General features: G+C 33.7%; 24 protein-coding genes. 9 read left to right on the top strand and 15 right to left on the bottom strand.

The window, feature by feature from the left end; genetic code table 11:
• The first annotated feature begins 106 nt into the window (after positions 1-106).
• Positions 107-730 carry a M949_RS01915 family surface polysaccharide biosynthesis protein gene (locus C4F50_RS02165; protein WP_193844784.1) on the top strand — a complete coding sequence of 208 codons (624 nt, stop codon included), beginning with the start codon at positions 107-109 and terminating at the stop codon, positions 728-730.
• 98 nt (positions 731-828) lie between these two features.
• Here C4F50_RS02165 and C4F50_RS02160 read toward each other — a convergent pair whose 3' ends face one another.
• The 10 genes from C4F50_RS02160 to C4F50_RS02115 all read right to left on the bottom strand — a co-directional run bounded on the left by C4F50_RS02160 (position 829) and on the right by C4F50_RS02115 (position 10,718).
• A complete protein-coding gene (locus C4F50_RS02160; protein WP_193844783.1) occupies positions 829-1,185 on the bottom strand; it encodes a hypothetical protein in 357 nt (118 codons plus the stop codon).
• A gap of 102 nt (positions 1,186-1,287) precedes the next feature.
• Positions 1,288-2,466: an AIR synthase related protein gene (locus C4F50_RS02155; RefSeq protein WP_193844782.1), complete on the bottom strand. Its 1,179-nt coding sequence runs from the start codon at positions 2,464-2,466 to the stop codon at positions 1,288-1,290.
• A gap of 156 nt (positions 2,467-2,622) precedes the next feature.
• Complete coding sequence (locus C4F50_RS02150; protein WP_193844781.1) at positions 2,623-4,107, bottom strand: carboxypeptidase regulatory-like domain-containing protein; 1,485 nt, start codon at positions 4,105-4,107, stop codon at positions 2,623-2,625.
• 54 nt (positions 4,108-4,161) lie between these two features.
• Positions 4,162-5,523 (bottom strand): CsgG/HfaB family protein, encoded by a 1,362-nt coding sequence (locus C4F50_RS02145; protein WP_193844780.1) that lies wholly within the window; start codon positions 5,521-5,523, stop codon positions 4,162-4,164.
• Between the two features lies 1 nt (position 5,524).
• Complete coding sequence (locus C4F50_RS02140) at positions 5,525-5,929, bottom strand: curli production assembly/transport component CsgF (RefSeq protein WP_193844779.1); 405 nt, start codon at positions 5,927-5,929, stop codon at positions 5,525-5,527.
• Between the two features lie 16 nt (positions 5,930-5,945).
• Positions 5,946-6,233 (bottom strand): CsgE family curli-type amyloid fiber assembly protein, encoded by a 288-nt coding sequence (locus C4F50_RS02135; protein WP_348536984.1) that lies wholly within the window; start codon positions 6,231-6,233, stop codon positions 5,946-5,948.
• Between the two features lie 38 nt (positions 6,234-6,271).
• Complete coding sequence (gene csgH, locus C4F50_RS02130; protein WP_193844777.1) at positions 6,272-6,676, bottom strand: curli-like amyloid fiber formation chaperone CsgH; 405 nt, start codon at positions 6,674-6,676, stop codon at positions 6,272-6,274.
• A gap of 6 nt (positions 6,677-6,682) precedes the next feature.
• Complete coding sequence (locus C4F50_RS02125) at positions 6,683-7,204, bottom strand: hypothetical protein (RefSeq protein ID WP_193844776.1); 522 nt, start codon at positions 7,202-7,204, stop codon at positions 6,683-6,685.
• Between the two features lie 64 nt (positions 7,205-7,268).
• A complete protein-coding gene (locus C4F50_RS02120; RefSeq protein WP_193845828.1) occupies positions 7,269-8,123 on the bottom strand; it encodes a hypothetical protein in 855 nt (284 codons plus the stop codon).
• A gap of 405 nt (positions 8,124-8,528) precedes the next feature.
• Positions 8,529-10,718: a glutamine synthetase III family protein gene (locus C4F50_RS02115; RefSeq protein WP_193844775.1), complete on the bottom strand. Its 2,190-nt coding sequence runs from the start codon at positions 10,716-10,718 to the stop codon at positions 8,529-8,531.
• 428 nt (positions 10,719-11,146) lie between these two features.
• Here C4F50_RS02115 and C4F50_RS02110 point away from each other — a divergent pair, with 428 nt between their 5' ends.
• Both C4F50_RS02110 and C4F50_RS02105 read left to right on the top strand, forming a co-directional pair.
• Positions 11,147-12,163 carry a glutamine synthetase beta-grasp domain-containing protein gene (locus C4F50_RS02110; protein ID WP_111286892.1) on the top strand — a complete coding sequence of 339 codons (1,017 nt, stop codon included), beginning with the start codon at positions 11,147-11,149 and terminating at the stop codon, positions 12,161-12,163.
• A gap of 304 nt (positions 12,164-12,467) precedes the next feature.
• Complete coding sequence (locus C4F50_RS02105; protein WP_193844774.1) at positions 12,468-13,439, top strand: TerC family protein; 972 nt, start codon at positions 12,468-12,470, stop codon at positions 13,437-13,439.
• Positions 13,440-13,530: 91 nt separating this feature from the next.
• On the opposite strand, the gene C4F50_RS02100 is transcribed toward C4F50_RS02105, so the two are convergent.
• The 3 genes from C4F50_RS02100 to C4F50_RS02090 form a co-directional block, all read right to left on the bottom strand.
• A complete protein-coding gene (locus C4F50_RS02100) occupies positions 13,531-14,061 on the bottom strand; it encodes a hypothetical protein (protein ID WP_193844773.1) in 531 nt (176 codons plus the stop codon).
• Between the two features lie 93 nt (positions 14,062-14,154).
• Entirely contained in the window at positions 14,155-15,024 is an 870-nt protein-coding gene (locus C4F50_RS02095) for an alpha/beta hydrolase (protein ID WP_193844772.1), read from the bottom strand.
• A 346-nt stretch (positions 15,025-15,370) separates the two neighbouring features.
• The gene (locus C4F50_RS02090) at positions 15,371-16,243 is read right to left on the bottom strand and encodes an AraC family transcriptional regulator (RefSeq protein ID WP_193844771.1); all 873 of its coding nucleotides are present in this window, start codon (positions 16,241-16,243) and stop codon (positions 15,371-15,373) included.
• A gap of 451 nt (positions 16,244-16,694) precedes the next feature.
• On the opposite strand from C4F50_RS02090, the gene C4F50_RS02085 reads away from it, so the two are divergent.
• The 5 genes from C4F50_RS02085 to C4F50_RS02065 all read left to right on the top strand — a co-directional run bounded on the left by C4F50_RS02085 (position 16,695) and on the right by C4F50_RS02065 (position 20,115).
• On the top strand, positions 16,695-17,060 hold the full coding sequence (locus C4F50_RS02085; RefSeq protein WP_193844770.1) for a T9SS type A sorting domain-containing protein: 366 nt from the start codon (positions 16,695-16,697) through the stop codon (positions 17,058-17,060).
• Positions 17,061-17,515: 455 nt separating this feature from the next.
• The gene (locus C4F50_RS02080) at positions 17,516-17,914 is read left to right on the top strand and encodes a T9SS type A sorting domain-containing protein (RefSeq protein ID WP_193844769.1); all 399 of its coding nucleotides are present in this window, start codon (positions 17,516-17,518) and stop codon (positions 17,912-17,914) included.
• 437 nt (positions 17,915-18,351) lie between these two features.
• Positions 18,352-18,756 carry a T9SS type A sorting domain-containing protein gene (locus C4F50_RS02075; RefSeq protein WP_193844768.1) on the top strand — a complete coding sequence of 135 codons (405 nt, stop codon included), beginning with the start codon at positions 18,352-18,354 and terminating at the stop codon, positions 18,754-18,756.
• A 354-nt stretch (positions 18,757-19,110) separates the two neighbouring features.
• Complete coding sequence (locus C4F50_RS02070; protein ID WP_193844767.1) at positions 19,111-19,497, top strand: secretion protein; 387 nt, start codon at positions 19,111-19,113, stop codon at positions 19,495-19,497.
• Between the two features lie 198 nt (positions 19,498-19,695).
• Positions 19,696-20,115, top strand: a complete 420-nt coding sequence (locus tag C4F50_RS02065) for a hypothetical protein (protein ID WP_193844766.1) — start codon at positions 19,696-19,698, stop codon at positions 20,113-20,115.
• Positions 20,116-20,237: 122 nt separating this feature from the next.
• Here the strand turns inward: C4F50_RS02065 and C4F50_RS02060 are convergent, their stop codons facing one another.
• On the bottom strand, positions 20,238-20,711 hold the full coding sequence (locus C4F50_RS02060) for a hypothetical protein (protein WP_193844765.1): 474 nt from the start codon (positions 20,709-20,711) through the stop codon (positions 20,238-20,240).
• A gap of 122 nt (positions 20,712-20,833) precedes the next feature.
• On the bottom strand, positions 20,834-21,247 hold the full coding sequence (locus tag C4F50_RS02055) for a helix-turn-helix domain-containing protein (RefSeq protein ID WP_193844764.1): 414 nt from the start codon (positions 21,245-21,247) through the stop codon (positions 20,834-20,836).
• Between the two features lie 205 nt (positions 21,248-21,452).
• Between C4F50_RS02055 and C4F50_RS02050 the strand changes: the two genes are divergently transcribed.
• A complete protein-coding gene (locus tag C4F50_RS02050) occupies positions 21,453-21,770 on the top strand; it encodes a hypothetical protein (RefSeq protein ID WP_193844763.1) in 318 nt (105 codons plus the stop codon).
• The last annotated feature ends 1,003 nt before the right edge of the window (positions 21,771-22,773 follow it).

Raw genomic sequence — 22,773 nt, 5'->3', positions numbered from 1 at the left:
ATTTTTATTTGAGAGAAAATTACAATAAATATGTTTTATAAAAAATATAAATCGAAGCAAAGTAAATACGTTTTGAATACCTTTGATTTATTAAACGCCTTTGCTCATGAAAAATTCTTTTATCTTTTTGTTCTTACTTTATTCTACAATTCTATTTTCACAAAAGACCACAGACTATCTTTTGGATAAAAAAGAGATTTCGCAAAGAGAACTTAACAGCTTAAGTAATTTCCCGATTTATAAAGCTTATGAATTTAGCGATAAAGGCGGCGTTTACAATTTGGTCTTAGGAGAAAATCAGCAGAAAATCACGAAAAAAGATACTCTAAACACCAAAATAAAAGCCATTTGCGCAATGAATGATCACGGTGGTTTTTTAGAAAAATGGAGCATTAATGATCTTCTTGAAGCGTACGAGCCAAAGGAAACCAATATTTGGTTCTGGACAAAATACTGCACACTTAAAGATCTTGACGGCGATGGTTATATTGAACCGATAATTGTTTACGGCTCTAAAACCGAATATGGTGAAGTACGCAGAGTAAAAATTATTACGGTTTACAAGAATAAAAAATACGTTATTCGTGCCGTTGAATGTGACTTAGATTATTGCAGAAGTTTTAAGAAAGATGCTGCTTGGAATACGCTTCCGCAGAAAGTCAAAACCTATGTAGATCAATTGGTTATTAAACTTAGAAAAGAACAAAACCTTCTTTTGAAAGACGGATAATTTTTTAAATTTCAAATAGTAAATTTCAAAACAAACATCGCAAAAACCTGAAACCTGAAACCTGAAACTTGAAACAAAAAAAACCTTAAACAAAAAACCTATTCGTTCATTTCGTCATAACGTTCTGGAACCTGCGGATCGTAAAGCGGTAATTTGAATTCTTCCATTACCTCAACCAATTTATTCATAGTTTTTCCTTCTGTTCCGTAACAGTCAATTTTGATGCTTTGCGGCGTTGTGATTACTTGAAATGCACCTTTGCCTTTTGGATTTTTCCAGCTGTTTTCGTCTACCCTTTCCCAGTCTGAGAAAACAGAATTGATACGGTTGACGATTACTTCTGTTTGAAGCACAGCCAAACCATCTATTTCTTCTTTTTCAAGAAGAGCCTCATAAACTTCCTGATTGTTTAAGTAAATTTCGTCTAGATATCTCCAAAAAAGTAATTCGTACATAATTTATGGTATTTGATGATTTTTGTAGAGACGCACAGCAGTGCGTCTTTGGAAATGTTAGACGCACTGCTGTGCGTCTCTACGCCTACAATATTTCAAAAATTAATATTCAAATGTTCCGTATTCGCTGGTAATGGTAAGTTTTTTAGAATCTGATGCTTCTACTCTACCTACAATTTGTGCCTCAACATTGAATGATTTTGAAATTTCGATAATATCCTGCGCGATATTTTCAGGAACATAAAGCTCCATTCTGTGACCGCAGTTGAAAACCTGATACATTTCTTTCCAATCTGTTTTTGACTGCTCTTGAATTAATTTAAACAAGGGCGGCACTGGAAATAAATTATCTTTTATAATGTGTAAATCTTTTACGAAATGTAAAATTTTAGTCTGTGCACCACCGCTGCAATGCACCATTCCGTGAATATCTTCTGGAGTGTACTGGTCTAAAATTTTCTTGATAATCGGCGCATAAGTTCTTGTTGGAGAAAGCACTAATTGTCCTGCGTTTATGGGGCTGTTTTCTACGGCATCGGTTAAATTTACCTGTCCCGAATAGATTAAATCTTCTGGAACTGCGGCATCGTAACTTTCTGGGTATTTTTTAGCCAGGTATTTTCCGAAAACATCGTGACGTGCAGAAGTAAGTCCGTTACTTCCCATTCCTCCATTATAACCTTTCTCATAAGAAGCTTGTCCAAAAGAAGCCAAACCAACGATCACATCTCCCGCTTTGATATTTGCATTGTCTACCACATCGCTTCGTTTCATACGCGCCGTTACGGTAGAATCTACAATAATAGTTCGAACAACATCTCCAACGTCTGCCGTTTCTCCTCCTGTTGAATGAATGGTAACTCCAAAAGATTTTAATTCGTTGATTAATTCTTCTGTTCCGTTGATAATTGCCGAAATAACGTCAGCCGGAATTAAGTTTTTATTTCTTCCAATAGTAGATGAAAGCAATATATTGTCCGTTGCTCCTACACACAACAAGTCATCAATATTCATGATTAAAGCATCCTGAGCGATTCCTTTCCAAACCGAAAGATCTCCGGTTTCTTTCCAATACATATAAGCCAAAGACGATTTTGTTCCTGCGCCGTCTGCGTGCATAATTAAACAATGCTCATCGTCCTGAGTTAAATAATCTGGGACAATTTTACAGAATGCCTGCGGGAATAAACCTTTGTCAATATTTTTTATGGCGTTGTGTACGTCTTCTTTTGATGCCGAAACACCTCTTTGTGCGTACCTTTTGCTAGAATCTGAACTCATGAAAATTAGTTTGTGTTGATGTGGTGCAAAGATAATCCCTTTTTTTAATTCTTTGATTGATTCAGATGTTTGATTGTTAAAAAAAAATCGACAGAAAGATCTTCTGCCGATTTCCTCAAAATAAAATTGGTTATAAAAGCAATTGGCTTGTTATTTTTATTCCCAATCGGGCATTGCTGTTCCTGTAAATAATACTGCTCTGGAGTTTGCTACACCGATCCCCATTTTGACTGTATTTTTAACCGAAATTCCATCGTTTGAAGTATTGGTGAAAATAAGTTCTGCTTCATTTGGAGAATAACGAACATCCAGATCATTTGTCCCAGCGGTTTTTTCGGTTGCAATTTCGTATGAATTTCCCAGAATAAAACTGTATTCAAAAATTCTGGAATCTAATTGTCTGTAACTACTGTTTTCAAAACCGGTAATATCTCGTGTGTAAACCAGTTTTTGTCCTGATACTGAAAAATTTAATCCGCTTACAGCTCCCGAAACTCCACCTAAAACGGGTGTTTCTACAACTCCTGATGGATTTATCACATATATTTCTACTCCGTATCCGTTAATATCATTTACTTTAAGCGCAATTTTAGTCCCGTCTGCACTCCAATCGCATTCTGAAATAAACTTACCATTAGGTGTCTGAAAGACTTTTGCCAAACCGCTTCCATCACTTTTGATTCGATACAATTTATCAAAGTTGGGATACAGAAATTCACTTCCTGAGGCATTCCAGGAATATCCTAAATAATTAGAATTAAACCCTGCAATTGGAACAGAATTGGTCACTTTCATAATTCCTGTTCCGTCATAATTCATGGTATAAAGATCATTTTGTGAACCGCTTGTTCCGATAAAAGCAATTTTCTGCGCTTGGTTATTTCTTCTGGGACGCCAATAATTTTTATCAGAACTGGTTAACTGGTATTGTTTTCCGGCATCGTCTGCTGTAAAAATCACATTGTTCCCGTTGATTGTTTTTACAAATAAATGCCTTGTTACTGGAAACGGCAGAGTCGAAAACGAACTGATGGTACTTAAAACCGGCGTATTTATACCATCGCTTACCGCAACCTGCCAATAATATTTGGTCCCGTAAATTAAATCTGTAACACTTAGTTTTTTATCTTTTATATCGGCAAAAACTTTTACTTCGCTGTTTTTGTCATTTCGCAATGTAACGGTATAAGTCATCACATCATTATCAGGATCTGTAACCGTCCAGGTAAGATCAAACGCCACCGCTTGATTGGTACTGTTGTCTGCCGGAGTTACCAATACAGGAACTGTCGGCGGCTTGTTATTGGCTGTAGATTTGCTTAATTCAAAAACAATTTCTGATGTATTGTTCGCCGTTACGGTTACTGCTTCAAACTTTGCTACAAAACCATCTTTTTGAGCCTGAAATGAATATTCTCCGGTTTTTACACCAGAAACTGTAAATTTTCCGTCAGCATCAGTAAATACTGTACTTGTTGTCGGGCTCGATAATATCTTTACATTTTCCATTGGTTCAAAAGTATCGCTGTTAACCACTTTACCTGTAACAGTTCCGAACTCAGTATCTCCAATTTTTTCTTCGCTGCAAGAAACCAAAAACAATAAAAAAAGTATACTGGTTATTTTATATAAATACCTCATTGCTGTTTGTTTTAAATTTTAAACTCCATTACTTATAAATTCCCAAATGCTGTTTTATTTCTTCTTTACTCCAAAATAAAACGTCAGTCCTAATCCGAATTTATAATAGTAATCATCTCTGGTTCCGGTTATTTTATAGTCAACATTATCGCTAAAATTAATGTTTTGTTCTGCAAACAATTTTATTCCTAAATAATCTGCAGCCATATATTCTAAACCTGCACCAAACTGAACTTTACTATACGTATTTTCAAATTTCCTGTTCATTGCAAAACCGCCCCCTCCATAGAGATAAGGTGTAAATCGGTCTTTAGGAAGTAAAATCCATTCTAAATTTAAATCGTAAGTAATGTAGCCGACATCCAAAAGGTTTTTATTTGCCAGATTAACAACATTCGTAGAAGCACTTAAAGTGAAACTCGGTGTCAGCATAAATTTTAAAGCTCCTCTTCCAAACGGTCTCATCAGCGGGTCTTTGTAATCACCATCAATTAATGCTGCGCCTCCAGAAATTTCTATTCCAAATTTGCTTCTTCTTTTTTCAAGAGTTCTTCCGTACAATTCTGTTACTTCAGCAGTTTTTGTTTCTTCGTTATAGGCTTTGAGCAAATTATCGACCTGCCATTTTGGAGCATCGGCTTCCCAGATATTATCTTGTAAACCTTCTATGACAAGCGATTCAACTGCTTTTTCTATCGCTTCTGTCACAGCCATATGAACGGGTTCATTTGTAGTATAACCGGTTTCTACTTCTAAAAGTCTTTTAAAATTGACATATCTAAAAAGACTTTCGTCAATGGCCTGAGATAAAATGGTTTTGGATATATAAACTGATTTTAGGATTTTTCCGTTCGAAGTAGAAATCATTCGAAGATAAATCGTAACACGATCCTGACGGTACTTTACAGACGCTCCGGCTCCAAAATATCGAGCTCCAAACCCGCCCGTAATAATATTAGAATCATACGAAACAATACCGCCTTCTAATAAAACCCCAGCATACAAAAGCGGTGTTAACTGCGGTTCGTTCGGATTGGCATTCTTGACATATTCTTGTCTCGTTGCACGAATAAGATTTCGTTCCTGAAGCAGATTTCCAATATTTTCACGTTCAATCGGAATAAACCATTTAGAATCTTCTAAAGCTTTGATCAAAATAGAAGTTGCCCCTTGTGTAACAGCTGTGCTAAAACTGCTTCCGTTTTCCTGAGGTTTGTATTGTCCGGTCTGGTCTCTAAATTTATAGACACCCACCACAACCTGTTCTTTTGGTTTTGGAAGCTCTTTTAGTAATGAAGTCGCAGGCGTACCCTCTCCCAAAACAGCTTTTTGAACTCCAGTGGGTTGATTGTAATAAGCGCCGCAGCCAGTAAAAAGAAATCCAAATAAAATGAGTAAAGAGTAATGTAAGCGCATGTTATTTATTTGGGATGATTACTTGTGTTTGTTCTCCTGTATTGGTATCTAAAATATTGAGCGTTAATCCATCTGCTGACGGGTAAACGTCTACCGAATAACTTCCGAAAGTATAAAAGCCTTCTTTGATACCGTCTGTACCAAATTGCTGTTTATAAAGAGAACTTGAAATCTGACTTAATAACTGCGCATTTAAATTGGCTTTAAATCTTTCTAAGTCAGTTTGCTGCGTAGTTACAGCGGTTTTATCTTTCTGCTTATTTTGTGCCTCGGCACTGCTCAAAAGCCATTGATAATTAAAGGTATCTCCTCCAAAAGCTGGATTGACTGGTTTATAAACTAAAGCTTGTGCATTTGTAAACGAAGAGATAAAAAGTACTACTGTGAAGGTTAAAATAAATTTCATGGCGCTGATAATAAAATTAATACTGAGTGAAATATTTGCGTTCTTTTTCTTTCTCTTTCAAATAAGTAAAGGTTGCGTTTACAGATTCTTCTGCAACTGCTTCTAAAAATTCGTCGTCCGGTCTTGCTAAAAATTCATAAATAACCTCGTTATCTATGGAGATAGATATGGCTGTATTTCTGGCAAAACTATATTCTTCACCTATTGTGACTATTTTTTCTGCATTTATCCCAAGTTCATTGTATTTGTAATAATACCTATCGTAAAAATCTTTTCCCATCTTTGTTTTTGTATCATCTGTTATGATCCCTCTTAAAACAAATCCATCAACAGGAAGAACTATTACATCGTCTTTTTTTTTTCCTCACCAAGAACAATACGATCTTTTGCTATAATCTGCTTGTCTTCATCATAAAACAAAAGCAGCACAATTACTTCATCATTGGCAGATAAATTAATCTGAGATGTTGATAATTTCTGTATTTCGTTGGGCTGTAAAGTAAAAGCGCCAACCTGATCGTTGTTAGACTGATTATTACTTTTATTATTATTTTTTATGACAGACATCTTATAAGCAGCACTCCGAATTACATCGGTAAGATTTTCGGCTGTACCCGTAATTTTTACGGTACCTTCTACTTGTACAATTTCTAATTTGGCTTTGATCTTATCCTGAGGCACCTGCCCATAAATGAAAGAAGAAAAAAGTGCTAAAAAGATGGTAATATGTCTGTTTCTAAAAAGCATGCTGTTTTAGTTGTTTATTAGAATTATTGAAGCCCCATTTCCGGTCTGCGTAATTTTCATGTTTTTTGACAGCGAATTGGTTCCAATATTTTGAATATTCTGGTTATCCCCTTTTTGAATCATTTCCATATTTACATTATAATTGGTATATAATGTAAAATCAGAAATCTTGTTGTGATCACCTTGTTGTATAACACTCTGTGTAATTGTTTTGGCATTTTTATCTAAAAACAGCGCATTACTGTCGCCTTTTTGATCTACTGCCACCTTAGTATCATTCGATTTTAAAGAAGCATATACTTTATTAAAATCTCCTATTTGCTGTATCACTACACCCGATTGAATTCTAGAATTTAATTCTTCTCTTTCTTTTTTATCCAAATTAGAAACAATGCTGAAAGCTTTTTCTTTTGAATTAAAAAGTGAGGAACTATAGTTTTTAAATTCTGAGTTTTCTTCTTTTCCCTGTGCCAAAAGCAAAGGACAAAGAACAAACAGAAATACACTATTTAAAATGAAATTTTTCATCTTGATTGATTTAAATTAAAAAATGTGATAACCGTTCTACGGCTATCACATTTTTTTTTAACTCTTACATTCCTGACTGAGTAACAGTAATTGTATTTAAATTACCTTTAGAAAATGCAATACTGCTGTGTGCAGCACCAGTTTGAGTTACTGTAGCTGTATTTTTGTTTCCTATTTGTAAAGTGTTTTCGGTTAACTTAGTACCGTTTTGTACAGAAGTAGCTTGGTTTTCTTCACCATATTGGTAGTGATTAGAAGTATTTTTATCTCCAGCAGAAGTACCGCTTGGAGAAGTTTGAGTCTGCCAAGATTTGTTTTTAACACCACCTTGACTAGCGTAAGCTACATTGTTGTCTCCATTTTGAGTTTGAGTAGCTTCATTGTTGTTGTGAGGTCCAAAAGGTACATTTACTGCATTAACGTGACCTAATTGAACAGCATTAAACGGAAGTCCAGTTGGTTTTTCGTTACCGGTAGTTCCTTGGTCAACAGTTGCCGTGTTGCTTTTTCCTGTTTGAGTCTGCCACGCTTTGTCATTTCCTCCTAAAGCACTTGGGATAGAAGACTCAACGATTTGATCCTGCCAAATTGTAGCTTTGTTCAAATCTCCTGTTTGAGTTTGATACGCTTTGTTGTCATGGTTACTTTGAGAAATAAAAGCAGTATTGGTATTTCCTTTTTGTTTAACATCTGCTGCATTATTTTTAGCATTGTAAACCCCTGGCTGAATTCCTTGATAAACTTCTGATTTGTTCGAATCTCCTAACTGATCAATTTTAGAATCATTCGTTTGTCCATTTTGGTTTACAATACCAGTATCAGAATTTCCTACCTGATTTACTGAAGAAGTGTTTCCCTGAGCGATTGCCGCTACTCCTACAAACAGCATCGCTGAGATGCTTAAAATTACTTTTTTCATAATAAATATATTTAATTGGTTATTAATACAACTTATTATGCAGGTTTTGATTTTTTTTTTGGGGGGGGGCGAAAATCTGGGGGGCTTTACATCTTCATTCGAAAATAAAATCGAATCTTATTTTCTTTTCTCTTGACCAAAATTAGAAAACTTATTAATATACGATTCATGTAAAAACACCTATTTTTCAATTAGTTAACCTCTTTTCGATGAAATGTAAAACTATCTCGATGAACTACTGAATTGCCGAAAATTTAAAGTAAGAAATTACTTTATTATTGCGATTTCCTTATATTTACCCTCAAAGATTTATTAAAAACAATATTCATTATGGGTTATTTTAACATAACAACAAAAAAAGCCCATCTTTATGAGATGGGCTTTTAGGAGTACATTTGGATTATTTTACTTTGTAAACAATAATTCTCTGTATTTTGTCAATGTCCAGCTTTCGTCATCTACTAATAATTCTAATTTATCACAGTGGTTGCGGATATCCTCAAAATAAGGTTTTACAGTATTACAGTAAGTCTCTGCCATTTTTTGAGCATCGGTCAGCTGGTTGGCTTTTTTTCTTTCATTGGTCATTGCCAATACTTTAGAATTAATGCCTTCAATATGTCCAGAGATTTCTTTAATCAAAGTAATCTGCTCTTTTGCAAAGGTTTCAAATTCTTTTCCGAAGATCTCTTTTAAACCTTTTACGTTTTCAATTAAAGTATTTTGATAACGAATTGCAGTCGGAATTACATGATTTCTAGCAATATCTCCTAAGACACGTCCTTCAATCTGGATTTTCTTAGTATATTCTTCCAATTCGATTTCGTAGCGCGCTTCGGCTTCAATGTGATTAAAGATCCCCAGTTCTGCAAATAAATCCAAAGCTTGTTTAGAAACTTTAGCCTTAATCGCTTCCGGCGTTGTTTTAAAATTGCTTAATCCTCTTTTCGCCGCTTCTTTTTCCCAAGCTTCGCTGTAACCGTCGCCTTCAAAAAGAATTTTTTTAGACTGCTTAATATATTCTCTTAAAACATTAAAGATTGCGTCATCTTTTTTCATGTCTTTAGATTCGATCAGATTCTCAACCTCATTCTTAAAGTCAATTAACTGTTTTGCTACAATTGCATTTAAAGTAGTCATTGCATTCGAACAGTTCGAATTGGAACCCACGGCTCTAAACTCAAATTTATTTCCTGTAAAAGCAAATGGCGAAGTTCTGTTACGATCTGTATTGTCTAATAATACGTCTGGAATTTTACCAACTACATTTAATTTAAGATCTGTTTTTTCTTCTGGCGAAAGTTTACCTGTAGTAACACTTTCTAATTCAGACAGAACTTTGGTTAACTGCGCTCCAATAAAAACAGACATAATTGCAGGTGGTGCTTCATTTGCCCCTAACCTATGATCGTTGCTTGCTGTTGCGATAGAAGCTCTTAATAACGTTTCGTTATCATTTACCGCTTTTATCGTATTGATAAAGAAAGTAAGGAATTGTAAATTGCTCATTGGCGTTTTGCTCGGACTCAACAAATTTACTCCCGTATCGGTTGCCAATGACCAGTTGTTGTGTTTTCCTGAACCGTTTACGCCTTTAAATGGTTTTTCATGAAATAATACTTTAAAATCATGACGCTCCGCAACACGCTGCATCACATCCATCAATAAAGAGTTATGGTCGACTGCTAAATTCGTTTCTTCAAAAATAGGTGCCAGCTCAAACTGATTGGGTGCCACTTCGTTATGGCGCGTTTTTACAGGAATTCCCAGCAGCATACATTCCTGTTCCAAATCTCTCATATAAGTAAGCGCACGTGTCGGGATAGATCCAAAATAATGATCGTCTAGCTGCTGTCCTTTTGCAGATGTATGTCCTAATAATGTTCTTCCCGTCATCATTAAATCTGGGCGCGAATTTGCCAAAGCTTTGTCAATCAAAAAATATTCCTGCTCCCAGCCTAAAGTAGCCGTAACCTTTTTTACATTTTTGTCAAAATATTTACAAACTTCTGTAGCCGCTTCATCAATTGCAGATAAGGCTCTTAACAAAGGTATCTTATTATCTAAAGCTTCGCCTGTATAAGCAATAAAAACGGTTGGAATACATAAAGTAGTACCGTATATAAAAGCAGGCGATGTCGGATCCCAAGCTGTATATCCTCTTGCTTCAAATGTATTTCTGATCCCTCCGTTCGGAAAACTAGAAGCATCCGGTTCTTGCTGTACCAATTGTGCACCGCCAAATTTTTCTACAGGATCACTTCCATCATAAGAAGTTTCAAAAAAGGCATCGTGTTTTTCTGCTGTTGTTCCTGTTAAAGGCTGAAACCAGTGTGTATAATGCGTTACTCCTTTTGCCAGCGCCCATTCCTTCATACCCATAGCAATATAATCTGCTAGTTTTCGCTCTATTTTGGTTCCGTGCTGGATTGCATCTCTTACTCCTTTAAGAGCATCTGAAGTCAAATACTGCTTCATTGCTTTTTCATTAAACACATTCGAACCAAAAAGATTTGATTTTCTATCTAGTTCTTCAAAATGCACCGGCTTTCTTGTAGAAGCTTGTTGTAAAGCTTGGAAACGTAGTGTAGACATGGTATGTATATTTAAATTCGTACTAATTTTCATTAAAAAAATAAGCAACAAATATAAAAAATAAAACTCCCTGTTTTAAATATTAATTCGATAAATTTAGTCGAGGATTTTGCAACATATGGAGCTTTTTTTAAAGAATAATGAATTCAAATCTCAGAAATATAACAAAAGTGTGCGGTAATATTGATTAAATAAACATTTTTTCATAATTTCTTAACCCATAAATTCAAAAATGTGCCGTAATTATTACGAATTTATTTTTTTAAGCTGATTAAAATTGCTTTTTTAAAAATATACCCCTCTCAAAATTGCGCTTATCCAAAAAATTATACTTCACTAAACAAAATAGCCCCCTAATTTTTAGGACTAAAAAAATAAATCTATATTTGACCCAACGAAAAAAAACAAAAAAATTAATTTATATTATTATGGCTAAAATTAAGTTAGAGTACATTTGGTTAGACGGATATGAACCAACTCAAAATCTTAGAAGTAAAACTAAAGTTGAAGAGCATGAAAATTTCAAAGGAACATTAGAAGAACTTGGAAATTGGTCATTTGATGGTTCGTCAACAAAACAAGCTGAAGGTGGTTCTTCTGATTGTCTTTTAGTTCCAGTTGCAATCTATCCAGATCCAACTCGTATCAACGGATGGTTAGTAATGTCTGAAGTTATGTATGCTGACGGAACTCCGCACCCTTCTAACGGTAGAGCTACAATTGATGATGATAATGATGATTTTTGGTTTGGTTTCGAACAAGAGTATTTCATTATGGATACTAAAACACAACTTCCACTTGGTTTCCCAGTTGGAGGATACCCTGCTCCACAAGGGATGTACTACTGTTCTGTAGGTGGAAAAAACACTCACGGTAGAAAATTAGTTGAAGAGCATGCTGATTTATGTATCGCTGCTGGAATTAACTTTGAAGGTATCAACCAAGAAGTTGCCTGCGGACAATGGGAATTCCAATTATTCGCTAAAGGTGCTAAAAAAGCTGGAGACGAAATCTGGGTTGCTCGTTACTTACTAGATCGTTTGACAGAGAAATACGGTTACTATATTGAATACCACCCAAAACCTCTTGGAGATACTGACTGGAATGGTTCTGGAATGCACGCTAACTTCTCTAACACTGTATTAAGAACATGTGGAGATCAAGCAACTTACGAAAGAATCTGCGAAGCTTTCCGTCCTGTTACTGCTGAGCACATCGCAGTTTACGGAGCTTACAACGACCAGCGTTTAACTGGTAAACACGAAACTGCTTCTATTCACGATTTCTCTTATGGAGTTTCAGACAGAGGATGTTCTATCAGAATTCCTTTAATGACTGTTCAAAAAGGATGGAAAGGATGGTTAGAAGACAGAAGACCAGCTTCAAACGGAGACCCTTACAAAATTGCAGCTAGAATTATTAAAACTGTTAATTCAGCTATCTAATTCAAAGCTTACAATATATTCTAAAAGTGCCGGTATTTATTGCCGGCACTTTTTTTATGCTCTTTTTTTGTCATATGAAAGAAATTAGCAATCTGCTAAATCTTCAAAATCTGTGAGAAACAAAAAATCTCTGCAAATTCTTTTAAACTGAGCTGCTTTTTTTTCCAGATTCTCTTCGGTAAAAATGAGAAACTTTGTGCAATAAAACCGCCAGACATTGAAATTTTGAAACGAACTTTCATAATAATTAACTTTTAGTTAAATTTCATAACTTATCTTTGTAGATCATTAAAAATTAAAAATTATGATAGTCTGGTCCCTCTTTTTACTTGCTGTAGTTTTTATCCTTGCTTTAGACTTAGGAGTCTTTAACAAAACACCACATATTATTAGTACAAAAGAAGCCAGCAAATGGACTTTGGTCTGGGTTACTTTATCTTTCTTATTTTCAGGAGTAATTTATTGGCTATACGGCACCGATTACATTGATAATCCTGATGGTTTACAACCTGCTGTAGCCTCAATGAAATTTATTACAGGTTATTTAATTGAACTATCACTAAGTGTGGACAACATATTTGTAATCGCTATTATCTTTGCTTCATTTAAAATTCCGCAAAAATACCAGCACCGCGTTTTGTTCTGGGGAATCCTGGGCGCCATTGTTTTCCGCGGTTTAATGATTTTCTTCGGCGTAATGCTAATCAATAAATTTACCTGGACGACCTATGTGTTTGGAATTTTCTTGGTTTTTACCGCAATAAAAATGTTGTTTTCTGGTGAAGATGAAGATTTTCATCCAAAAGATTCTTTTGTATACAAAACATTAGGCAAAATAATCCCCATCACCTCTGAAATGGAAGGCGAAAAATTCTTTATCGCCACCAAAACCGCAAAAAAAGCTGCAACTCCCCTATTTGTAGCCTTGATCGTAATCGAAGTTATGGATGTCCTGTTTGCAGTAGACAGCGTTCCGGCAATTTTAGCCATAACAAAAGATCCCTTTTTAGTATTCAGTTCTAATATATTTGCCATTCTTGGTTTGCGTTCTATGTATTTCTTCTTGGCCAATATGCTGGCAAAATTCAGTTACTTAGAATACAGCTTAGTCGCTATTTTAGCTTTTGTAGGTTTAAAAATGCTTCTACACGATTGGATTCAAGTTCCAGAATGGGCTTCATTAGGATTTATAGCCCTGTCCCTTTTAATCGGAATTCTGGTTTCTTTAAAATTTGGAGAAGAAAAAGTATTAACAGATTCTTCTAGTGAAGAATAAGCAGCTTAACATATAGATATAAAAAAAGGAAATCTTGCGATTTCCTTTTTTTGTCTTTTTAAAATAAAAATTAGTCTACTTTTAGCAAGTTTTACTTAACTTTTAGTTCCTTTATTTTACTTTCATCAATTCCATACTTCGCAATTACAGATTTATAATCTGAAAAATCTGTTTTATTAACAGATTTTGCTGTTCCTGATAAATATCCTGGAATAATTACAATTCTAAATGTTTGATTTAATCTAAAAGCACTCAGTACACTTCCTAAATCATTTCCATCCATGTAAATACTAACATCCCTAGCAGTAAAATTAGAGTTATAACCAAAATCTAAAGTTCCATCAGGCAAATAATATAATTCTGGTGTCATTTTCCAAACTGGCGCCCCCGCATCAGTCCCATCTTGTCTATAAACCAATACCATGTCTGAAGCAAAAATAGCAGGATCCAAGGGGATTATTGGATTATAATTATTATCACTTGTAAAATTAACACCTTTAACTTGAAAAACTTCAGCAAGTGGCCCTGGTTCTCCCGGAGCTCCCGGAGGCCCTTCTGGTCCTTCACAGCTTGAAAATACGATTAATCCAACAACAGCAAATAAGGTAAGTATCTTTTTCATAATATTTGTTTTTTTTAAGGTTTCTACTATAAAGGTATTTCAAAAATCAAACCAAAAAAAGCAAATTGAATTAAAATTACATTAGAAACCATACTATTTTTTCGCAACCTGCTGGTTTTTAAGCAAAATTTTATTGAAAAATAAAACATGATAAGGCAGTGAATTCTCCCAATACTCCCAAGTATGCGCTCCTGGACGTTCTGTATAATCGTGATCTACTTTTGTATACACTAATCTTCTATGTAATTCTCTATTCGGTTCAATTAAAAAATCATCGACGCCGCAGTCTATAATTAACGGAAGCTTATTGGCTTTTAATTTATTGATCATTCCTATAACAGCATGCTGTTCGTACATTTCGGTACTGCCGCTTTTATCTCCAAAAACGGGCTGCATTAATTTTACAACCTGAGCCGCTGAATCCCTGTTTAACATCGTCCCCATATCTACAGCACCGCTCATGCTTCCTGCTGCGCAGAATAAGTCGGGATGTTTGGCAGACAGGTACAAAGCGCCGTGCCCGCCCATCGAAAGTCCCGTTATCACCCTTCCGTTTCTATTACTGATTGTTCTATACGTTTTATCTACTTTTTGTACTACTTCCTGAGTAACAAAAGTTTCAAACTGACTTTCTTTGTTTACTGGACTGTCCAAATAGAAACTGAACGTTTCACCTTCAGGCATTACAATAATCATATTGTATTGATCGGCAAGATTGTGTACTAATTTTTTGTTTGGTGTGCTTTTAAGCCAATCACTAAAATGTCCGTATGCTCCATGCAATAAATACATTACCGGAAAAGCAGTTTTACTTTTGGCATAAGAATTTGGTAAAACAACTGCTGCCTTATAAGTTTTCCCCATTGCAGTGCTGGCAACTTGCAGCGTATCTACTTTTGCCGCATAGGTCATTGTGGTCATGCATAATACAAAAGCCGACAAAAACATTTTAAATTTCTTCATTTTTTGATAGTTTTTTTTTCTGGTTAAGATTTGTAAATATAACCCTTTTCACAATAAAACATATGAAAAATCCGACTGTGTATTTTTTTTATGCCACTAATCATAGGATTGAAAATAATCATTTAATGATGTTCTCAAATCCAAACCTAAAAATCATTTTAATCTGCGAAATCTGCCGCATAACAAAAAACACGAATTACACGAATGAACACAAATTTACTTTTAATTAGCCACTCATTTAAAGGATTAAAAATCTGCGAAATCTGCAGCATAAAAAAACCACCAATTCACGAACTAGTAATTAAATTCGTGAATTCGTGGCTAAAAAAAAATTGTACAGCAAAATTTAGCTGATTATAATCTTATGTTCCAAACGGTATTGCGAAGCGCTCTTACCGGTATATTGCTTGAATGATTTGCTAAAGTGGCTGAAATTATTAAAACCGCTTTCATAACATACCTCATTAATACTGATTGGCTGTTCTGCCAAAAGCTTAGAAGCATGCACCAAACGGTATTCGTTTACAAATTCGGTAAATGTTTTGTTGGAAATCTTCTTAAAATAACGACAAAACGAAGGGGTAGTCATGCTAACCAGACTCGAAACCTCGTCTACAGAAATAGATTCCTGAAAATGATCTTTTACATAATTGAAAACCACATTGATACGATCATTATCCTGCGTCTGTAACTCCATTGAGAAACCGTCAGCATTTAAAATAGTATATTCTTCCGAAGATTCTAATTCATCCAAAATACTTAAAAGAGAAAGCAGACGCTGTAACGGAAGTTCGTTTTCCATCATTTCGATTTTCTTTCCGATCCTCGATTTAGTTTCGCCTCCAAAAGCGATACCGCCTTTAGCCTGACTCAAAATATTCTGAACCTTTTTCATTTCTGGAGCAGCAAAAAACTCAGTGCCCAAAAACTCAGGTTTAATATGAATTACAGTTTCGTTTGTATTTCCCGTTTGTTCGTTCGTAAAACCGCAGTGCGGTAAATTGGCTCCTATTAAAAGTAAACTACCATTGGTATAATAAGAAACATGGCTTCCTATTTGTCTTTTTCCAGCCCCGCCATTTATATAAACCAACTCAATCTCTGGATGATAATGCCATAAATGAGCTTTGCTATTGGTCTTTTCGGCGTGTTTAGTGTAGGTAAAAGAACTTCCGTATGAGTTAGTTATCACTTCAAGAGCTGGGGCAATCGTCTTCATGATAATTTCTTTAAATAATAATAGCAAAATTAACAAAAATACCTAAAATAATTCAAATTTTAACCTATATCGGTTTCGCAACTGAGAATTTTTCACTAAAAACCAAAAAATAACAATTTACAATTCACACCAAAACAGCGCTTTTTTTTCAGTCTCTTATTTTTAATCAACTATTTTTTTTGATAATACATTTTACACCTACTTTTTATACAGATATGGCAAATTTGTAAGAAAGCTGGTAGATTTTAACAAACAAGACTTTATAATAAAACTTTGAAGAATAACAATCAAATTAACAAAAACATAAAATAAAAGTCAAATTTTAACCTATAACGGTTTCGTAAATGAGAATATAGCACATAAATTGGAAAATACAGTTGTTAAAAAAACACAGTTGCTGCAGTAATTTTACATCAGAGAAATGAACTAAAAATTTAAACATATAATGATTATGAAAAAGGCTTTAAAATTAAGTTTAGTATGTGCAGTACTTTTTACAGGAATGAGTACTTATGCAATCGACGGTAACGAATCTCTTCACTTTCATGTATTGAAAGGAAAAGGAAAAACAATCACTTTCGGTATCAACCAATTACAAAAAGCTTCTATTAGTATATATGACACAAACGGAAACGTTCTTTACACAGAAAACGCTTCTGGAAAAGAAGGAATCTTAAGAACTTTTAGTTTAGAAGAATTTCCACAAGGAACTTACTTCTTAGAAGTTGCTGACAATTACAAAAAAGTAAAATACGAAATCACAGTTACAGAAAACAATTCTGTATTGTCTTCTAAAGGAACTACTACAGTTTACTAAGAAGAGATTTTCAATATAAGTGTTTCTTCACGACACTTAAAAAGTTTTATACTTTAATACAGTATAAAAAGTGAGGTTAGATAGTTAGTAAGTTAAAAACTTTCAAAAGTTTTAAAAACAGCTCTTTGTGGTTACTGAGCTGTTTTTTTTTGCCCTATTGCGAAGGAATCTGTTTCGCAGAAATGCACAAAGATTTTAAACAAAAAACTTTGTGCATCTCTGCGTTTTTTTATTTACAATCGCTAAAAGATAAAAGAAGCCTAATTTTACCAAAACGTTAAATTAAAATTACCGTTTTTGCAAAAAAGTTGAAAATAATTCAAATTTTAACCTATAACGGTTTCGTAAATGAGAATATAGCACATAAATTGGCAAATACAGTTGTGTATTAAAACATACAACAGAAGTAATTTAGCATCAGAGAATTAGAACTATTAATCTAAAAACTAAATATTATGAAAAAGATTATCAGAATGAGTTTAGTAGCAGCGTTGCTTGTTTCAGGAATCAGCACTTACGCAATTGATGGAACTGGAGAGTTTAATCTTCATGTAATTAAAAACAACGGGAAATTGGTTTCTTTTGCACTTAACAAAACGCAGAAAGCTAATTTGACTATATACGATAAAGACGGTTCTGTAATCTATTCTGAATATGCTTCTGGCGCAGAAGGAATTTTAAGAACTTTTAGCTTTGAAGAATTCCCAGAAGGAACTTATTTCTTAGAAGTTGAAGACAATATGAAAAAAGCAAAATACGAAATCAATATAACAAAAGATGCTGTTTTATCTCGAAATGCAGTTTCGTCTGTTTACAAATCAGATTTTAAAAATACAAGCGTGGCAGCACGCTAAAAAAGTTTATACTCTCATAAAGTATAAAAGTGAGGTTAGATAGTTAGTAAGTTAAAAACTTTCAAAAGTTTTAAAAACAGCTCTTTGTGGTTACTGAGCTGTTTTTTTTTGCCCTATTGCGAAGGAATTTATTTCGCAGAGAGAGACAGCTTTTTTCGCAGAGATGCACAAAGATTTTAAACAAAAAACTTTGTGCATCTCTGCGTTTTTTTATTTGCAACTCTCCGCAACATAAAACAAGCGTAATTTTACTAAAACGTTAAATTAAAATTACCGTTTTAACCAAAACGATGAAAATAATTCAAATTTTAACCTATAACGGTTTCGTAAATGAGAATACAGCATATAAATAAGAAAATACAGATGTGTTGTTCATTATATAGTATAAGTAATTTAGCATCAGAGAATTAGAACTATTAATTTAAAAACTAAGTATCATGAAAAAGATTGCAAAATTAAGTTTAGCTGCGGCGTTGCTTTTCACAGGAATCAGCACATACGCAATTGATGGAACTGGAGAATTTAATCTTCATGTATTAAAAGCTAATGGCAAACTAATCACTTTCGCGCTTAATAAAACGCAGAAAGCGAACTTAGCTATTTACGACAAAGACGGCACTCTTATTTATTCTGAAAATGCTTCAGGAAAAGAGGGAATTTTAAGATCTTTCAGCTTAGAAGAATTTCCAGAAGGAACTTACTATTTAGAAGTAGAAGACAATGTTAAAAAAGCAAAATATGAAATTACGATAAACAACGAAATTTCTGTTTTATCACGAACTGCAGTTTCATCTGTTTACAAATCTGGTTTTGCTAAAAGTACAAACGTAGCTGCACGCTAAAAATAAATTGACTCGATTTGAAGAAGATTTATTTATTTTTTTTGACTTAAAAAACGGCTCTCAGATGGTTCTAGAGCTGTTTTTTTTTGTTCTTAATCGATTCTTTGAAAGTAAATTTTAACATTTTGAAAAAATATTCTTATAAATTAAAGATTGAGAATGATAAGTGTTAAAAAAAACATTCTAAAAAATAAATCCGCATCCCTTGTATTTACGTAGATAGCGTAAACAAAGTACAGAATTAGTTTTAATTCAGCAGTTTAACGATTAAAAAACGTCTTTTTATTGCTAAAAATTAAATTTGTATTTGTAGTTTTGAACGTTCCACATTTAGTAATAAACATTAAAAAAAACATGACAAATTTTACCAAAGCCGGGTTAGTTGCTGCCTTTTTTTTAGCAACATTATTTTCTTACGCCATTGATGGAAATGGGGATTACATTTTAAACATTAAAACTGGAAACGGAAAAGTTGTGAGCTTTACCTTAGACACAGTTGAAAATGCTTCGTTTTCTATCTTTGACGAAAACCACAATTTACTTTATGCGGGAGAATCTGCAGCAAACAAATTAGAAATTTCTAAAACAATAAGTTTAGAAGGTTTTCCAGCCGGAACTTATGTTCTAGAAGTGAAAGCAAACGACAAAGTTGCTACACACGAAATTAAAGTTGCTGCCAAAAAGGCAAAAACTATTAAAATGGACGAATCTGTGAACCAAAGTCCTGGATTCCGTCGTTAATTAATCGTATTTACCGCCTTTTTTGCCCAAAAAAGATAAAGACAGCTGTATGGCTGTCTTTTTTTGTTATAAATAGAAGTTTTGTTCATCAGAAATTTAAAGCTGCAATCTTCACGTTCTTAAGGAACGCTTGATTTAGGAATTATTTCTATATTAGATAATTAAAGACAAACAAAACGAAATATTCAATTATAATTTATGAGCAGATTTCTACCTTTCTTTTTCCTCCTCTTATTTTGTGCTTTTGCGTGTAATCAAATCACTGAAAGCAAGTATAACGGAAAATGGATTTTACAAGAACAATATTATCATGAAGATATTATTTTAAAAGATGGAAATTACACTAAAAAATATAGCGACGATGATCTTAGAGGGATCTCAAGCGGAAAGTTCCACCTTAATAGAAATGAAAACAGAACAGGAATGACATTATCATTAATTCCTGATAAGATAATTAGTGGAAAAGATACTATTTTTCAGGAATGCGAAAACTTAGACGTTATTGAAATTAATGACAGTAGTTTAGTAATTCTAAAACCAAATCAATGGAATCGGGATAAAATGGATAAATTGATTAGAGTAAATGAAATTTTGATTTATAAAAAAGCAACCCAATAAACTTTAGTGAAGCAGGAAACTTTGCACAGCGATTTAATCATTAAAAAGAAAGCTTTTAGAGCGAATTAATCTTATACAAAAAAAGACAGCTTTTGACTGTCTTTTTTTATTGTATTTAAATCTTAATCTTCTTGAATTCTATAATCGGTAAACTTGTAGCTGCTGTCTTTTTTTCCCATTAATTCTACCGATTTAAAATCTACAGTCTCATCTGTGGCCTGATAGTTATAAACATCAATAACGCCGTCGTAATTGTGCAGCTCATAATATTTACCATTTTCTACCCACCATTTTCCATTTTCGGTTTCCTGCGTTACTTTGCCTTTTTTATCAATCATAATAAACAACAAAGTGCTTCTGCCGTCTTCAAATCGGCAGGAAACCCAGTATTTACTTATTCCCTCTTGCTGTTGTCCAACCTCAGAGCCACGCCAGCATCCGACCAATTTAGAATCGTAGGTTTTGATTCCCGATTCCTTTTTTTCTAATACCGTTTTATCTACTGAATCAACCTTTGTTTTTTCGTCAGTTTTTTTCTGACTGAATCCCAAAATGATCATAAATAGTAATCCGAAAATAAAAATGCTTTTTCTCATTCGTTTGTTTTTTGGTTAAAATTATATTTTTTGGTTTTGGTTAAAATTAGCAATTTTTCTGATCAAAAAACAAAAAAGCATCCACGGCCGCGGATGCTTTTTTTATTCCTTAAGAATAGTTTTTATTTTTGATTTAATAGCTTTTCTAAATATTCGATTTTATCTTGTTCCGCTTTTAGCAAACGCTCGTATAATTTTTTATTTTCTTCGAAGGATTCAACCAATTTATCTAATGGATTGAAAGTGCAATTGTTATTATTACCAAAATGACTATTGTTTACAGCTTCATGAAAACTATTAAAATAATTAATAGCTGCTTCCTCCGAAAAATTCTTAATTGCTTCAACTGTCACACCTAATGCTTTTGCTATTTCGGTAAGTCTTTCTTCATCGACAGTTTCGCTGTTTTCGATAGCCGAAATAGTTTGCTGGCTTATTCCCATCGCATACGCCAAAGCTTCTTGTTTCATATCACGAAGTTCGCGGATACGGCTTATTTTTCGTCCTATATGATTTGGTTTTGTAAGTGTGCTCATAATTCAAAGATACTAATTAAGTGTAAAAAATTTTCAATGGTAAAAAACTTATTTAATAGGTTTAATACCATTTAATCTGGTTTCGTAAAATTCGATCTATTACTTCCTTCGCCGAATCAAAACAAAAGTACAATTTTTCTTATAATTAATTTATAAAAATCAAATTGTAAAGCAATTAATTATAAGCCAATTAAAAACAAAAATTATGGAAGTAAATGAAACTAAAAGCTTAGAGCGTCTGAAACAATTAACTGCCTTGTATTTTAAAACCCTAAAACCTGCCAAAGATAATTCTAAAGAATACACCGCGCAGATCAAAGTGGTAAATTATCTTGAATTGGGATGTATTATAACAGATTTATTAAAACTCTGTATTTTGGCTCTAGATCACGATCCGCCAAATTCTGAAAACAAAAGTTCGGCTATTAATGTGTCGCTTATTTTAGAAACGGTTCTTTCTATTTTTCCTTCGGATGAAATGGAGTTTTTGGGGTTTGTTAAAGAAATTAATACTGAAAATTAAAATTTTGTTGTTTTGCTGGTGCGAGCGTTTAAATGTTCCATCGGAACAATTCGTTGGTAGAACCAAATAATCAACACAATATTTTTACGTTCCGTAGGAACGTGTGATTGTTGTCATTTTAATACGTTTAATTCAATCGTTCTAAATTTCACCTATTTATATGAACTCAAACGTCCCTACAGGACGATGTTCGACGGATAATTTCTACGTTCTACCGACGAAATGTTCTGATGGAACAATTTATTCGTATTCTATAGAAGACTTCGCAGAGCTGGAGATTTTTGGGGAATAATTTTTCAAAAGAAATTAATCTACATTTAAAATTAACGACAATCTTGTCATTTCGACGTAAGGAGAAATCCCCGCAAGTAACTCTACAAAGATTGGCGACATTCTGTATGGAACTTCTTTTGGAGATTTCTCTCCCAAAGCCTCGGGATCGAAATGACAAACTATATGAAATTTTGTTGTTTTGCAGGGGAGCGTTTAAAATGCTCCATCGGAACAATTCGTTGGTAGAACCAAATAATCAACACAATGTTTTTACGTTCCGTAGGAACTTGTGATTGTTGTCATTTTAATACGTTTAATTCAATCGTTAAAATAATTTCACCTATTTATATGAACTCAAACGTTCCTACAGGACGATGTTGGACTGGTGATATCTACGTTCTACCGACGAAATGTTCCGATGGAACAATTTATATTCTATAGAATATGTCTCTTTTTACAGAAACTAAATGTTCTGATGCAACAGAATATTTTTTGAAATATTTCTAACTAACAAAATCTTTTGCAGATGTTCCATCGGAACAATTCGTTGGTAGAACCAAATAATCAACACAACGTTTTTACGTTCCGTAGGAACGTGTGATTGTTGTCATTTTAATACGTTTAATTCAATCATTCTAAAATGTTTTCACCTATTTATATGAACTCAAACGTCCCTACAGGACGATGTTGAATGGATAATCTCTACATTCTACCAACGAAATGTTCCGAT

The sequence above is a fragment of the Flavobacterium hungaricum genome (genome assembly GCF_015182285.1).
Lineage (GTDB): Bacteria > Bacteroidota > Bacteroidia > Flavobacteriales > Flavobacteriaceae > Flavobacterium > Flavobacterium hungaricum.
This window is presented reverse-complemented; position numbering and strand designations above follow the sequence as displayed.

Bases quoted from the DNA above. Each gene is read 5' to 3' on its own strand.
- C4F50_RS02165 (WP_193844784.1), top strand. From the start codon at position 107: ATGAAAAATTCTTTTATCTTTTTGTTCTTACTTTATTCTACAATTCTA.
- C4F50_RS02160 (WP_193844783.1), bottom strand. From the start codon at position 1,185: ATGTACGAATTACTTTTTTGGAGATATCTAGACGAAATTTACTTAAAC.
- C4F50_RS02155 (WP_193844782.1), bottom strand. From the start codon at position 2,466: ATGAGTTCAGATTCTAGCAAAAGGTACGCACAAAGAGGTGTTTCGGCA.
- C4F50_RS02150 (WP_193844781.1), bottom strand. From the start codon at position 4,107: ATGAGGTATTTATATAAAATAACCAGTATACTTTTTTTATTGTTTTTG.
- C4F50_RS02145 (WP_193844780.1), bottom strand. From the start codon at position 5,523: ATGCGCTTACATTACTCTTTACTCATTTTATTTGGATTTCTTTTTACT.
- C4F50_RS02140 (WP_193844779.1), bottom strand. From the start codon at position 5,929: ATGAAATTTATTTTAACCTTCACAGTAGTACTTTTTATCTCTTCGTTT.
- csgH (WP_193844777.1), bottom strand. From the start codon at position 6,676: ATGCTTTTTAGAAACAGACATATTACCATCTTTTTAGCACTTTTTTCT.
- C4F50_RS02125 (WP_193844776.1), bottom strand. From the start codon at position 7,204: ATGAAAAATTTCATTTTAAATAGTGTATTTCTGTTTGTTCTTTGTCCT.
- C4F50_RS02120 (WP_193845828.1), bottom strand. From the start codon at position 8,123: ATGAAAAAAGTAATTTTAAGCATCTCAGCGATGCTGTTTGTAGGAGTA.
- C4F50_RS02115 (WP_193844775.1), bottom strand. From the start codon at position 10,718: ATGTCTACACTACGTTTCCAAGCTTTACAACAAGCTTCTACAAGAAAG.
- C4F50_RS02110 (WP_111286892.1), top strand. From the start codon at position 11,147: ATGGCTAAAATTAAGTTAGAGTACATTTGGTTAGACGGATATGAACCA.
- C4F50_RS02105 (WP_193844774.1), top strand. From the start codon at position 12,468: ATGATAGTCTGGTCCCTCTTTTTACTTGCTGTAGTTTTTATCCTTGCT.
- C4F50_RS02100 (WP_193844773.1), bottom strand. From the start codon at position 14,061: ATGAAAAAGATACTTACCTTATTTGCTGTTGTTGGATTAATCGTATTT.
- C4F50_RS02095 (WP_193844772.1), bottom strand. From the start codon at position 15,024: ATGAAGAAATTTAAAATGTTTTTGTCGGCTTTTGTATTATGCATGACC.
- C4F50_RS02090 (WP_193844771.1), bottom strand. From the start codon at position 16,243: ATGAAGACGATTGCCCCAGCTCTTGAAGTGATAACTAACTCATACGGA.
- C4F50_RS02085 (WP_193844770.1), top strand. From the start codon at position 16,695: ATGAAAAAGGCTTTAAAATTAAGTTTAGTATGTGCAGTACTTTTTACA.
- C4F50_RS02080 (WP_193844769.1), top strand. From the start codon at position 17,516: ATGAAAAAGATTATCAGAATGAGTTTAGTAGCAGCGTTGCTTGTTTCA.
- C4F50_RS02075 (WP_193844768.1), top strand. From the start codon at position 18,352: ATGAAAAAGATTGCAAAATTAAGTTTAGCTGCGGCGTTGCTTTTCACA.
- C4F50_RS02070 (WP_193844767.1), top strand. From the start codon at position 19,111: ATGACAAATTTTACCAAAGCCGGGTTAGTTGCTGCCTTTTTTTTAGCA.
- C4F50_RS02065 (WP_193844766.1), top strand. From the start codon at position 19,696: ATGAGCAGATTTCTACCTTTCTTTTTCCTCCTCTTATTTTGTGCTTTT.
- C4F50_RS02060 (WP_193844765.1), bottom strand. From the start codon at position 20,711: ATGAGAAAAAGCATTTTTATTTTCGGATTACTATTTATGATCATTTTG.
- C4F50_RS02055 (WP_193844764.1), bottom strand. From the start codon at position 21,247: ATGAGCACACTTACAAAACCAAATCATATAGGACGAAAAATAAGCCGT.
- C4F50_RS02050 (WP_193844763.1), top strand. From the start codon at position 21,453: ATGGAAGTAAATGAAACTAAAAGCTTAGAGCGTCTGAAACAATTAACT.